This window comes from Paludisphaera mucosa (genome assembly GCF_029589435.1).
GTDB lineage: Bacteria > Planctomycetota > Planctomycetia > Isosphaerales > Isosphaeraceae > Paludisphaera > Paludisphaera mucosa.
In genome coordinates, this window is sequence record NZ_JARRAG010000001.1 from 792,996 (window position 1) to 805,842 (window position 12,847).

The window sequence follows — 12,847 nt, forward strand, 5'->3', positions numbered from 1 at the left end:
CCTCGGATCCGATCGGCTCCCGCGCCGGGCCGGCCGACCTGCTGATTTTCCATCCCCGATGATCGTATGATGACGGCGTCGTCCGCAAGCCGATCGCCTGACCGAGGGACCTCTCCATGCGGCTCGTCAAGTACACCCTGGCCCCCGAAGGCTCCCCCCGCGTCGGGCTTCTGGACGGCGACTCCATCGTCCCGCTGGGCGAGGGGCCGCTGCGGCTCTCGGAGATCCTCCATGACATCGACCCGGCTTCCGCCGTGCGGGCCCTCGCCGCTGCGGCCCAGACGCGGCACCAAATCGCCTCGGTCCGCCTGCTCGCCCCCATCGACCGCCAGGAGGTCTGGGGCGCGGGCGTGACCTACGAGCGGAGCAAGAAGGCCCGCGAGGAGGAGTCGGAGCGGGCGGCGACGTTCTACGACCTGGTCTATCGGGCCGAGCGGCCGGAACTCTTCTTCAAGGCCACGCCCCATCGCGTCGTCGGCCCGGGGACGCCCATCCGCATCCGTCGCGACGCGCGCTGGACCGTGCCCGAGCCCGAATTGGCGCTCGTCGTCTCGCCGAGCCTGAAGTTGGTCGGCTTCACGATCGGCGACGACGTCAGCTCGCGCGACATCGAGGGCGAGAACCCGCTGTATCTCCCCCAGGCCAAGGTCTACGACGGTTGCTGCGCGCTGGGGCCCGGCGTCGTCCTGGCCGCCGCGGACGACTTCCGCGACCGGGAGATCCGCCTGGAGATCGAGCGGGGGGGGAGCGTCGTCTTCCAGGGGGCGACCTCGACCGCCCGGATGGCGCGACGGTTCGAGGACCTGATCGCCTGGCTGGGACGCGACCAGTCGTTCCCGGACGGCCTGATCCTGCTGACGGGGACCGGGATCGTCCCGCCCGACGACTTCACGCTGGAGCCCGGCGACGTGGTCCGGATCGCGATCGACGGGCTGGGCTCGCTGGAGAACCCCGTCGCCCGGGGCTGAGGGTCGAGGACGCCGTGGTCGATCGGCTGGAGGCGGAGAAGTCCGCCGAAGGGTGAAGTGATTCGGGGGTCGGAGCGACCCCCGAACAGTTGACGATCGCGGACGGAGTCCGCCGAGGCGGTCAGGGGGTCTTGGTCTCTTCCTTGGGGGCTTCGACCTTGGGCTCCTCCTTGGGAGCTTCGACCTTCGGCTCTTCCTTAGGAGCTTCGACCTTGGGCTCCTCCTTCGGGGCCTCGACCGGAGGGGCCACGGCCGGCGGCACGTCGGCCTTCGGCCCGGCGGGCGCGACGGCGGCCGGGGGCGAGGGCGGCGGGGTGGTCGGCGGGACCTCTTCGGTGTTGCAGCCGCTGATCACCACGCAGAGCCCGAGGGCCGAAGCCGGCAGCAAAGCCTTCAATGCCGTTTTCATCTTGGATGCGCTCCTAACATGAGGGAAGATGCGGACGGAGACGTCGATTCGACGTTTCCGGGGCGTCGTTGCTCCCGGCCAGCACACTTGCGTGATGGCCCCGTCTCGCGGAAATCCGGGTTCATTCTAGTGCGACGGCGGGGGGGCTTCAACGACCTACCGTCGTTTCATGGCGAGTCTCTTTTTCTACGGGGACTTCGGGTTGCGGCCGATCGCCGCGACCCCCGCCGCCCGCCACGTCCGACCCGGTCCGAGCCGTCGCCGGAGGCATATCCACCTCCACCGAGGATGCCTTCAAGTTCCCGTCCGGCGACGGCCGATCTGATACGATGAGTCAGAAGAGCGTCGCCGGATGCGCGACGGTCGCCCCCGAGGACAGGAGGTCTCGCATGATCCCATCGACGGTAGCCGCGGACAAGGTCGAGGAAGTCATGCCGACCGTCGTGGAACTGCTGCGCTCGGTCTCGGAGAAGGCGAAGCTCAGGTCCATCCAGGCGGACACCTTGCTGCTGGAAGACCTTGCGCTCGACTCGCTGGACATGGTCCGCGTCGTCATGTCGATCGAGGACCGCTACGGCGTGAGCATCGACCTCGACGAGGTCGCCGACATGAAGTCGGCCGGCGACGTCGCCCGGACCCTGCTCCGGGAATCGAAGTCCGCCGCCTGACCCTCGCCCGCGCATCCGGGCGAGTCCGACCGGCTCGCCCTGCTCCCAACGCCCCGCGCGACGACCCTCCTCGGCGTCCTCCCACCTCGGCGCGATGGTCCTTTTCGAGTCCGATCCGACTCGCCCTTCCTCCTCCCGTCGCGGGTCGCTCGACCCTTCTCGACGAGGCTCGCCTCCATCAAGGTCGTCCGAATCGAAGGTCCCCTATAGGGGCCGACTTCCGCGTTCGACGACGTCGATCGTGCGGGCGGATCTCACAATCGCGATTGTCCGCGTTACACGGGTTTTGTAAGAACTTCCCGCGGCGACATCTTGAATCGCACTGCGCAGCGAAGGGGTTGCGACCCCGCGACGAAATGAGGTCGACCCGTAAAGCCCTGATAAATCATCGATTAGAGTGTGACCACGACGGTGCGACGGGCGATCCGACCGTGTCCGGGGATTTCTTCCGCACGGACGGCGCGGGCTTTGCTATCTAGGGGAAACGCTTCAACAGATCCGCCGGACGCCGTCGCCGATGCGGATCGTTCCCTCCAGGGCGGCGCACGACGACAGCCGGGTCAGACGATCGATGTTTGCGACGACGCGACGGATCGAATGCAGTCCCGCCGACCGTTCAGGATGACTGGTCGGACGCAGGAACACGGAGGTGTGTATGGCCCGGATCAGGACGTTGGCTGGTGGGATCGCCGCTTGGATCGCTGTGTCCACCTCCGCGGCGGCGGCCCCTTTGTCCTGGTTCGATTCGCAGGCCACCCTCACGGCGTGGTACGCCACCCAGTTGAATAGCGGCGGCAACATCTACGCCCCGCCCTCGTCGGCCAATGCGGTCACGAATCTCACCTCCAATTGGTACGCCCGATCGGTCCCGGCGCCCGTCGCCGCCCCGGTGGCGAGGACGACCTCCACTTACGCAACCGTCGTGCCGGCGGCCACCTCGAATGTGAGCGTCCTGCCGGCCCCCGTCGCCGCCGCCGCGCCGACGGTGACGGCCGCCTCGATCACGCCGACGTCGTCCTCCACCACGCCCGCCGCGCTCAGCTACACGCCCCAGGCCACGTTCGGCAGCTCGACGGGGAAGGCCGACGCCTTCATCAACCTGGGGGGCCAGCCGTACGCCGAGGCCTCGAGCCTGACCGTGGGCGACGCGAAGCCCTGGTACCAGAGCCCGGCCGCCGCCTCGGCGTTCGGCGGCACGCCCACGGCGGACCAGCAGGCGGGGTTCACCCAGGACGTCCTGAACAAGGTCGAGAAGACGTTCCAGCTCAGCGGCCTGAACGTCAACCTGACCGCCGACCCCAACGTCCCGGCCTCGCACACGATGAGCGTCGTCTCGGGGGCGTCCTACGGCCCCAACGCCAACGCGATCGGCATCACCGACGTCGGCAACAACGGCTTCACCTTCATCGACAAGCTGAACTACGCCACGAACGAGGATCAGCTCTCCTGGGCCGTCGCCCACAACGTGTCTCACGAGCTGATGCACGCCTTCGGCATCGGCCAGCACCCGGACCAGACCGGCGACTTCATCGACGCCGCGACGGCCAACTGGAATCTGCTCACCGACCCCAACACCACGTTCAGCCCGTCGGCCGTCGCCCTGCTCAAGAGCCAGAGCGCCAGCGGCGTCGACGCCGGGAGCATCGGGGCCGAGGTCATGAAGAGCGGCCTGCTCGCCGCCCAGGAGGACGCCTTCAACGTGGACGGCGACCAGGTGCTGGCGGCGCCCGTGCCCGAGCCGGCCACCCTGGCCGTCTGGGTCGTCGCCGGCCTCGGCGGGGGCCTCGTCCTCCGGCGTCGCAACGCCCGCCAGGCCGCCTGATCCGCAAAGCCCTCTCGCACCTCCCGCCGGCTGCCTGACCCGGCCTTGACCCCTCGCCCCTGCTCGTGGTCCGATGACGGATGTCGAGGAATCGCCTCGTCGGTCGAAGCTCCCTACCGCACCCGTGACTCCATGACCGCCTGGGTCCCCATCGGCCTGACCGCCGTCCTGCTCCTCCTGCCCAGGCTCCTCGGCCCCGGCCGTCGCCCGTCCCGACCGGCCGAGATCGGGTGGAGCCTCATGCCGCTCTGGTGGCTGGCCCGCCTCTACACCCGCCTGGTGCACGGCCTCCGCAACGAGGGCTGGGCCCCTTTGCCCGAGCACGGGCCGGCGATCTTGATCGCCAACCACACGTGCTGCGTCGACCACTTGCTCCTGCAGTCGCGATGTCGCCGCGTGCTCGGCTTCATGATCGCCAGGGAGATGTACGAGCTGCCGATCGTGCATCGCTTCTGCGTGCGCACCGGCTGCATCCCGGTGAACCGGGACGGCCGCGACATCCAGGCCACCCGCGCCGCGCTTCGGGCGCTCGAAGAGGGCCGCGTCGTGCCGATCTTCCCCGAGGGCCGGATCACGCCCGAGTCGGGCCGGGCCCTCGGTCCCGTCCGCTCGGGCGCGGCGTTCATCGCCGTGCGATCGGGCGCGGTGGTGGTCCCGGCGTTCATCTCCGGGACGCCGCCGACGATCGAGATCGGCCCGGCGCTCTGGACGCCCTCGGATTCGAGGGTGGTCTTCGGGGATCCGATCGACCTCTCCGACTTCAGCCGCTCTCAGGCCGCCGACAAGGACGTCCTGGCCCAGGTCTGCGAACGGTTCCAGAACGCCCTGCGCGAACTCCAGACGCGGAGCCTCGGCCGGGACGTGATCGCGCCCGATCCGTCCGACGAGCCCGCCGCCGTCGGTCCGGTCGAGTGAGCCCGCTCGACGTCCGAGCCGTGCTGGATCGCTACCCGCCGCCCGAGCGACCGCTGGGACCTCCGATCCCGCTGGGGGGCGGCGGCGGCCTGAGCGGGTCGCGATTGTGGCGATACACGTCTCCGCACGGCGAGCGGGTCCTCCGCGCCTGGCCGCCGGCGACGTCGAGTCCCGAGCGGGTCGTCCGGGTCCACGCCTGGCTGGCGGCGGCCGCCGACCTCGCCTTCGTCGCCCGCCCGCTGACGACGCACGACGACGCGACGGTCGTCGTGTTCGACGGCCGTTGCTGGGAGCTGACTCCCTGGCTGCCGGGCGAGCCCGGCTCGTCGAAATCGCCCACGTCCGAGCGCGTCCGCGCCGTCTTCGGGGGACTGGCGGAGCTGCACGTCCGACTCGCTCGCGTGGAGGGCCGGCGCGGCCCGAGTCCGGGACTGAACGCCCGTCTTGGCGAGCTGAAATGGCTGATCTCCGGGGGCTTCGACGCCCTGGCTTCGAAGCTCGCGACGAATCGCGACGACCGCTGCTCGCCACCGGCGCTCGCCTGGCTGGAGTTGGCGAGGATGGTCGCCCCCCGGGTTTCGACCTCGGCCGCGGCCGTTTCCCGGCGGATCTTGCCCTTGCAGCCCAGCCTCCGCGACGCCCGGACCGAGCACTTCCTCTTCGCGGGGGACGTTCTCACGGGCCTGATCGATTTCGGGGCGATGGACGTCGAGTCGGCGGCGGGCGACCTGGCTCGGTTGATGGGGGAATGGCTGCCCGGGGGCGAGTTCGAGCCGCTGCGGTCGGATGGGCTGGCGGCGTATCAGGCGATCCGGCCGCTGGCGGCCGAGGAGCTTGCGGCGGCCTCGGCGTTCGAGGAGCTCGCCGACGTCCTCATCGCCGAGCGCTGGATTCGCTGGCGGTTCGTGGAGGGGAGGCGGTTCGACGACGATCGGGCCTTCGACGAGGGGATCGCCCGGGGCTCGGCCCGCCTGCACAAACTGGCGGCCCGGATCGGGCCGGAAGCCTGAGTCAGGGTCGGCGGCCCGAAAGGCCGGGAGCGGAGGGGTCGCTGGGCTGGTCGGCGGCGTCGGTCAGGATTCTCTGGGCGTCTTCCTGGCGGAGGTTCACGCGCTGGATCGCCAGCGCGCGGCCGCTGCCGGGGTCGATGCTGACGAGCGCCCCGTTCAGCCGGGGGTCGCCGGTGGCGACGTCGAAGTGGCTGGGGACCATCGTGAGCGTGGCGCTCAAGACGCGGTCGTAGCGGCGGCCGAGGATGCCGTCGTGCGGGCCGGTCATGCCGACGTCGGACTGGAAGGCGGTGCCGCCGGGCAGGACCTGCTCGTCGGCCGTGGCGACGTGCGTGTGCGTCCCCAGCACGGCCGAGACCCGGCCGTCGAGGTAGCGGCCCAGGAGCTGCTTGTCGCTGGTGGCCTCGGCGTGGACGTCGACGAAGACGACGCGGACGTTGGGCCCGACCCGCTCCAGGATCCGGTCGGCCGCGTGGAAGGGGCAGTCGACGGGCTTCATGAAGGTCCGCCCCAGCACCGAGAAGACGGCCGCGAGCGTGCCGTCGCGGGCCTCGACCAGGGCGAGGTCGGGGCCCGGGGCCTCGGCCGGGAAGTTGGCGGGCTTGAGGACCCGGTCGGTGCGGTCGAAGACCTGGTGGATCTCGTCCTTGCGGTAGACGTGGTCGCCCATGGTCATGACGTCGACGCCGGCGTCGGTCAGCTCCTCGAAGCAGCGGAGGGTCAGCCCCGACCCGCCGGCGGCGTTCTCGGCGTTGCAGACGACCAGCCCGATCCCCCAGCGGCGGATGAGCCGGGGTAAAACCTGCGAGACGATCTTGCGGCCGGGCGATCCCACGACGTCGCCGATGAACAGGATCTTGAGGGGGTTCAACGCCTTGCTCGCTCTCGACGCGGGGGACTCAACGCGCGTATTCGACGCTTCGGCTCTCGCGGAGGACCGTCACCTTGACCTCGCCGGGGTAGGTCAGCTGGGCCTCGATGGCCTTGGCGACGTCGCGGCAGAGCGAGGCGGCCGAGGCGTCGTCGAGCTGCCGGCTGTCGACCATCACCCGCACCTCGCGGCCGGCCTGGATGGCGTACGCCTGCTCGACGCCGGGGAAGCCCAGGGCCAGCGACTCCAGCTCCTCCAGCCGCCGGACGTACTTCTCCAGCGTCTCGCGGCGGGCGCCGGGCCGGCTGGCGCTGATGGCGTCGGCGGCGGCGACGAGGACGGTGTAGGGGGCGTCGACCCGCAGGTCGTCGTGATGTCCGAGCGCCGCGTGGGTGACCTCCTTGCCCTCGCCGTAGCGGCGGAGCAGCTCGGCCCCGACGGCGGGGTGGCCCCCTTCCATCTCGTGGTCGGCCGCCTTGCCCAGGTCGTGGAGCAGGCCGCAGCGGCGGCCGAGGGCCCCGTCGAGGCCGATCTCCTCGGCCATCATGCCGGCGAGGAAGGCCACCTCGATCGAGTGCCGCAGCACGTTCTGCGAGTAGCTGGTGCGGAACTTGAGCCGGCCGAGGTAGTCGAGCACCTTCTCGTGCAGGCCGATGACGTCGGCCTCGCGGGCGGCCTCGCGGCCGACCTTGAGGATGTGCTGGTCCATCTCGTCGTGGGTGTCCTTGACGATCTCCTCGATGCGCGAGGGATGGATCCGGCCGTCCTGGATGAGCCGCTCGAGGGCGAGCTTGGCGACCTCGCGGCGGATGCTGTCGAAGCCGGTGACGATCACGACGCCGGGTGTGTCGTCGACGATGACGTCGACGCCGGTCGCCTTCTCGAAGGCGCGGATGTTGCGGCCTTCGCGGCCGATGATCCGGCCCTTCATCTCGTCGTTGGGGATGTCGACGGTGCTGACGGTGACCTCGGCCGTGTGCGACGCCGCGTAGCGCTGGATCGCGACGGCGAGGATCTCGCGGGCCCGCTCGCGGCTGGTCTCGCGGACGTGGGCCTCGTAGCGGAGGATGCGGTCGCCGGCCTCGGCCTTCAGCTCCTCCTCGATCCGGGCCAGCAGCAGGCGGCGGGCCTCCTCGGCCGAGAGCCCCCCCACGCGCTGCAGCTCCTCCAGCCGGCGGGCCTCCAGGCGCTCGACCTCGCGGCGGCCGGCGGCGATGCCGGCCTCCTTCTCGACCTGGAGGCGGTGGACCTCGTCGAGGTCGCGTTCCTTCTTGTTGATCATGTCGATCCGTTGATCCAGGAGGTCGCCGCGCTTCTCCAGCCGGCGCTCCTGCTCGCGGATCTCCTTGCGGGGCCCCTCCAGCTCGGCCTCCAGCTCGTGGCGGAGCCGCAGCGATTCCTCGCGCGAGGTCAGCTCCGCCTGGCGGAGGATGGTCTCGGACTCGCGGTGGGCGTTGGAGAGCAGCTGCTCGACCAGCCCGCGGGCGGACGTGGCGCGGCTGCGGGCCGCGATGTGGAAGGTTCCCCAGGCCCCGAAGACGCCCAGGATCAGCCCGATCAGGCCTGCGATCAGCTCTCCATACACGCCGTGCGGCCTTTCCAGGTCTGACTCACTTCCACACCGGCACGCGCGAGACGATGGCCGAGCCCCGCGGAGGGCCCGCCGATCGGGGCCGCCCTCGACGACGGGGCGCCGCGAGGCCGGAAACGGGGGAGGGCCGCTCCAGAGACTCGCCGCCCTCGCCAAAGGGGACCGGGGGGCGGCCGGGGCGCGACTGGACCTCCGCGTCCGCTCGGCGCGCGAGGCCCGGGCTCTACTCTATCAAAAGGTTAGGCGCGGTCAATCGCCCGCCGGGCGGGCGGGGCCGACCGCCCGCGCCGGCGGCCGTCCTCGTCACTTGGCCTTGCGCTTGTACGTCATCTGCAGCAGCTTGTAATACTGCCCCTGGGTCTCGTCGCTCTTGATGAAGAACGTGAACTCCCGCTCGTCCTCCCCCTTCAGGACCGTCTCCGTCTTGACGTCGTAAGGGGCCTTCGTGCGGGGATCGGTCGACTTGCCTAGGCTGGTCAGCGTCTTCGTCTTCTCGTCGTATGTCCCTTCCAGGACCATCATGTGTGGATCGCTGGAGTCGACCCAGACGTCGATGAACTTCTTCTTGGAGGGGTCGTAGCCGCTGATCCCATGGCCGCTGAAGGGTGCGCCGTTCATCTTGCCGTCGAACTTGCTGAGCAGCCATAAGCCGCCGGGCATCAGGCTGATCTCCTCGACCCCCTTCGAGACGTCGGGCGGGGCCTCCGGCCCACGCAGCCAGATTTTGACCTCGGCGTCCCAGGTTCCCACCTCCTTGGCCAGTTCCACGTGCTCGGCCGTCGGCTTGACCGGCTCGTCCTGGGCGCGAGCCGCCGCCGTCGAAAGCACCGCCAGGAACGCCGCGGACGCGAGGCGCAGGGTCGTCTTCATGCTTCCTCCTCGTGGTTCATGTGTTCGTAAGATCAGGCGACACGGGAGGGAATATCGGAGATCGCTGGAAGTTTGTCCAGTAAAATCGCCGACCCCTCCCGCGATTCGCGGAAGGGTGTTCGTGCGTCCTCGGCGATTATCGGGGCCCGCTCAGCGGGGAAGCGTGGGGAGGGCGGGCTCTTCGCCGGCGCGGGCGGTGGCCGACGCGGCGTGCGAGCCCGGCGTCTCGGCGGGGTCGCGAGGCGTGGGCGCGGGGGCCTTGAGCCCCAGGTGCTCGTGCAGGATCCGGCGCACCTCGCGGACCGCGAGGGGATCCTTCTGCACGCCGTGGTCGGACCGCACGATCTTCTCGGAGGCGACGCCTTCCAGGTGCGAGCTGCGATAGGGGACGACGCCGTCGGTGGTCTGGCGGCGGTCGTCGGGCCGCACCGAGCCGATGACCGAGTGCAGGACGACGTCCGACGCGAGCTTCATTTCCAGGATGGCCGTCAGGGTCGGCGAATCGGTCGCCAGGGTCTCGATGCTCGACGGGAACCGCCGGAATCGGCCCTTGAAGGCGTCCGGGTTGTCCTTCACGAGCTGGCTCAAGAGCTTGTGGATGGAATCCGGATCCGCGATCAGGTTCGTGCTGACCCGGCCGATCATGCTCCGCGAGAGGTCCGAGCCCCGGTGCGGCGTGGCCAGGAAGACGACCCGCTTCACGAACGGCAGGGGCTCGAAGAAGAGCAGCCGCTTGAGCTGGGCGAGCACGTCGGGAGGGCCGAGGATGTCCTCGAAGGTCTGGTCCGAGTTGAGCTGCCAGAGCTGCTCGCCGCTGGAAAGGACCATGCAATGGCTCAGCAGCCCGCCCATCGAGTGTCCCAGCAGGACCATGCGGTCGAAGTCGGGCTCGCGGCCGTCGGGGTTGTACATCGACTTGGCCTGCGTCAGCGCGTCGCGGAGGTTGGCCGCGGCGATCGGCAGCGGCACGCCGGTCGGATACATGTAGAGGAGGAACTGGTACCTGTCGCGGATCATCGGGTCGCGCTCGAGCTCGTCGAGCATCGGGATCCAGGCGAGCGGGCTGCTGATCAGGCCGTGGACCATGACCACCGGGATCTTCCCCGGCTCGTAAGGGCGGATCATCACGAGGTTGGCGCGTTCGAGGGCCTGCTCGGGCCGCATGAGGCCCGACCAGCGGAATCGCTCCAGGTCGGTCCGCGACCACATGTAGGCCAGGGGGGTCGTCAGGTCGGTCTCGAGCGCGATCTGCGTCGGCGGCTCGCCGACGAGCTGGTAGAGCAGGGGGTCGACGAGCCGGAGCGTGCACTGGCGGACCTGGTTGACGTCCTCGACCGGGTCTCGGAGCCGCGAGTTGGGGACGAGGAAGGCGGTCAGCGGGAAGGCCATCTCGGGCGGGTAGAACCGCTCGGCGGGCGGCCGGTCGGCCCGCTTGGCGTCGGCCTCGCGGACGCCGATGAGGGGGACGCCGATGCCGTACGAGTTGCGGCTGGTCGCCAGGCCGCCGACCTCGAAATCGGTGGTCGGCAGCAGCTTGTGGATGTCCGCCGGCTTCCACGGGGAGTTGGCGTCGAGCGCGACCTGCAGCTCGTGCTCGCGGTCGCCGGCCTTGAGCTTGATCTTCCCCTGGGGGTCGATCGGATCCTGCGCCTGGGCGGCCCGGATGATCCGTTCGAGGCCGGCGTTGTAGATCTCGCAGGCCACGCGGTAGCGGGGGTCGGCCGGGGCGCGGCCCTCGGCCAGCTCGGGGTCGAACAGGTAGTCGTGGGCGTAGGCGACGGCGTCGAGATAGCGGCCTACCGCCTGCGTCTTGCGCCAGCGTTCGTTCTTGCCGCCGTCGACCCACGAAAGCTCGGCGAGCGCGTAGACCAGCTCGGCGCTGGGCTGGTTGCGGGCGATCTTCTCCAGGCTCAAGATCGCGTGCTCGGGGTCCTTGCGATACCGCTTCTCGAGGTCGTAGCGGCTCAGGGTCTCGAGCGTCCGCGGGCTGGGCCGGTCCATGGCGGCGACGCTGGGATGGGACGCGGAGAAACCGCGGTCCCCGCGAGCGGGCTGGATCGTGATGTCCGACCATCCCAGCAGCGTGGAGGCCGCCAGGACGAGATGGGCGATCGGCATTCGGGTCACTCCCTCGACCCCAGACGGCGGCTAAATTCGGGCGGCAGCCGGCGACCGCGGAACCGAGACGGGCGGACCCGTCCCGGAGGGCGGATCATGACGCCCGTCCCCGCTTCGGTCAATCCCGAACGCCGGCCCGTCGGGTCGGGGCGATGGGGCGGCGAGACGCCGTCGGGCCTGATCGACGCCGTGAAGAATCGCCCGCTGGCGAGGCTCCAGATCCGCTCGGAGGACGGCCGCGTGCTCCAGGCCTGATCCGGATCCCCGGCGAGGAGTCGCGACACAAGCTTGCAAACGGGGCCGGGTTGGGCGACGCTTGTGTCGCGGCTTCCGGATGCGAGGCGGTCCGACGGGCGTGCGACGACGGCGCACCCTGTCTCCTCCCGCCCGTTCAAGGATGCGCCGCTCGCTTCCCTCGACGATCGTCCGCGTCGACGACTGATGGATGATAAGGGTCGCCCATGTTCAAGAAGTTGATCCGCATCGTGGCCGGGGTCGTCGCGCTCGCCGTGCTGGCGCTAGGGGCGTTCCTCTTCTTCGACGCCCAGCAGCGGTCGAAGCTGCCCGCGGGCATCGTCTCGGGCAACGGCCGGATCGAGTCGGTGCAGGTGGACGTCTCGGCCAAGTATCCCGGCCGGGTGGTGCGGATCTTCGCCCATGAGGGCGACCTGGTGAGGACCTCGCAGGTGCTCGCCCAGATCGACACCGCCGAGCTGGACGCCGAGCTGGCCGGCGGCAAGGCCAAGATCGCCGAGGCCGTCGGCAACGAGGTCAGGATCAAGGCCGACATCCTCACCAAGGAGGCGACGCTCCGCTACCAGGACCAGGAGTTCGCCCGCAACCGCGAGCTGTTCAATCGCCGGGTGATCTCGCGCGAGGAGATGGAGCAGTCGATGACGAAGCGCGACATCGCCCGCTCGGATCTCGAAGCCGAGAAGGCCAAGCTCAAGGTCAACGAGCGGACGATCGAGGCCGCGACGGCCGACGTCCAGAACACGCAGGCCAAGATCGTCGACTCCACGCTGGTCTCGCCCGTCAACGGCCGGGTGCTCTACCGGCTGGCCGAGGAGCGGGAAGTTCTGGGGGCGGGGGGCAAGGTGCTGACGCTCGTCAACCTCGACGACGTCTACATGGAGATCTTCCTCCCCTCCGACGAGGCGGCGCGGATCGACCTCGGCGCCGAGGCGCGGATCGTCCTCGACGCCGTCCCGGAGTATGCGGCCAAGGCCAACGTCACGTTCATCTCGCCCGAGGCCCAGTTTACTCCCAAGCAGGTCGAGACCCGTACCGAGCGCGACAAGCTCATGTTCCGGGTCAAGCTCAAGGTCCCGCACGATCTGCTGCTGCCGTACATCGAGCGGATCAAGACGGGCGTCCGCGGCGTGGGTTACGTCAAGCTCGACCCCGCGACGCCCTGGCCCGAGAAGCTCGAACGCCGTTTCCCCCCGCCCAGGAAGAGCGTCGCCCCGAAGCCGCCGGACGAGCCGAAGCCGGCCGAAGCCAAGTCGGCCGACCCGGCGCCGGCCCCCGAAGCGACCCCGAAGGCCGTCGAGGCCCCCGCCAAGGACGCCGCGCCGGCCCCGGCCGCGAAACCCTCGAACTAGG

General features: G+C 70.0%; 12 protein-coding genes. 7 read left to right on the forward strand and 5 right to left on the reverse strand.

Going from position 1 to position 12,847, the window contains the following annotated elements; translation table 11 throughout:
* Nucleotides 1-116 precede the first annotated feature (116 nt).
* Nucleotides 117-968: a fumarylacetoacetate hydrolase family protein gene (locus tag PZE19_RS03200; RefSeq protein WP_277859149.1), complete on the forward strand. Its 852-nt coding sequence runs from the start codon at nucleotides 117-119 to the stop codon at nucleotides 966-968.
* Between the two features lie 121 nt (nucleotides 969-1,089).
* On the opposite strand, the gene PZE19_RS03205 is transcribed toward PZE19_RS03200, so the two are convergent.
* On the reverse strand, nucleotides 1,090-1,377 hold the full coding sequence (locus tag PZE19_RS03205) for a hypothetical protein (protein ID WP_277859150.1): 288 nt from the start codon (nucleotides 1,375-1,377) through the stop codon (nucleotides 1,090-1,092).
* 389 nt (nucleotides 1,378-1,766) lie between these two features.
* Here PZE19_RS03205 and PZE19_RS03210 point away from each other — a divergent pair, with 389 nt between their 5' ends.
* The 4 genes from PZE19_RS03210 to PZE19_RS03225 all read left to right on the forward strand — a co-directional run bounded on the left by PZE19_RS03210 (nucleotide 1,767) and on the right by PZE19_RS03225 (nucleotide 5,792).
* A complete protein-coding gene (locus tag PZE19_RS03210; RefSeq protein WP_277859151.1) occupies nucleotides 1,767-2,045 on the forward strand; it encodes an acyl carrier protein in 279 nt (92 codons plus the stop codon).
* A gap of 655 nt (nucleotides 2,046-2,700) precedes the next feature.
* Nucleotides 2,701-3,867, forward strand: a complete 1,167-nt coding sequence (locus tag PZE19_RS03215; protein WP_277859152.1) for a PEP-CTERM sorting domain-containing protein — start codon at nucleotides 2,701-2,703, stop codon at nucleotides 3,865-3,867.
* A 132-nt stretch (nucleotides 3,868-3,999) separates the two neighbouring features.
* Nucleotides 4,000-4,782, forward strand: coding sequence for a lysophospholipid acyltransferase family protein (locus tag PZE19_RS03220; RefSeq protein ID WP_277859153.1), 783 nt, complete (start codon nucleotides 4,000-4,002; stop codon nucleotides 4,780-4,782).
* Nucleotides 4,783-4,802: 20 nt separating this feature from the next.
* A complete protein-coding gene (locus PZE19_RS03225) occupies nucleotides 4,803-5,792 on the forward strand; it encodes a phosphotransferase (protein WP_277859154.1) in 990 nt (329 codons plus the stop codon).
* 1 nt (nucleotide 5,793) lies between these two features.
* Here PZE19_RS03225 and PZE19_RS03230 read toward each other — a convergent pair whose 3' ends face one another.
* From PZE19_RS03230 to PZE19_RS03245, 4 genes are all read right to left on the reverse strand, one after another.
* Nucleotides 5,794-6,663 (reverse strand): TIGR00282 family metallophosphoesterase, encoded by an 870-nt coding sequence (locus PZE19_RS03230; protein WP_277859155.1) that lies wholly within the window; start codon nucleotides 6,661-6,663, stop codon nucleotides 5,794-5,796.
* A 28-nt stretch (nucleotides 6,664-6,691) separates the two neighbouring features.
* Nucleotides 6,692-8,248, reverse strand: coding sequence for a ribonuclease Y (gene rny / locus PZE19_RS03235; protein WP_277859156.1), 1,557 nt, complete (start codon nucleotides 8,246-8,248; stop codon nucleotides 6,692-6,694).
* A gap of 309 nt (nucleotides 8,249-8,557) precedes the next feature.
* A complete protein-coding gene (locus PZE19_RS03240) occupies nucleotides 8,558-9,124 on the reverse strand; it encodes a DUF1579 domain-containing protein (protein ID WP_277859157.1) in 567 nt (188 codons plus the stop codon).
* A gap of 150 nt (nucleotides 9,125-9,274) precedes the next feature.
* On the reverse strand, nucleotides 9,275-11,242 hold the full coding sequence (locus tag PZE19_RS03245) for an esterase/lipase family protein (RefSeq protein ID WP_277859158.1): 1,968 nt from the start codon (nucleotides 11,240-11,242) through the stop codon (nucleotides 9,275-9,277).
* Nucleotides 11,243-11,338: 96 nt separating this feature from the next.
* Between PZE19_RS03245 and PZE19_RS03250 the strand changes: the two genes are divergently transcribed.
* Together PZE19_RS03250 and PZE19_RS03255 are read left to right on the forward strand one after the other, a co-directional pair.
* Complete coding sequence (locus PZE19_RS03250) at nucleotides 11,339-11,497, forward strand: hypothetical protein (protein WP_277859159.1); 159 nt, start codon at nucleotides 11,339-11,341, stop codon at nucleotides 11,495-11,497.
* 206 nt (nucleotides 11,498-11,703) lie between these two features.
* Nucleotides 11,704-12,846, forward strand: coding sequence for an HlyD family secretion protein (locus tag PZE19_RS03255; RefSeq protein WP_277859160.1), 1,143 nt, complete (start codon nucleotides 11,704-11,706; stop codon nucleotides 12,844-12,846).
* Nucleotide 12,847: the final 1 nt, after the last annotated feature.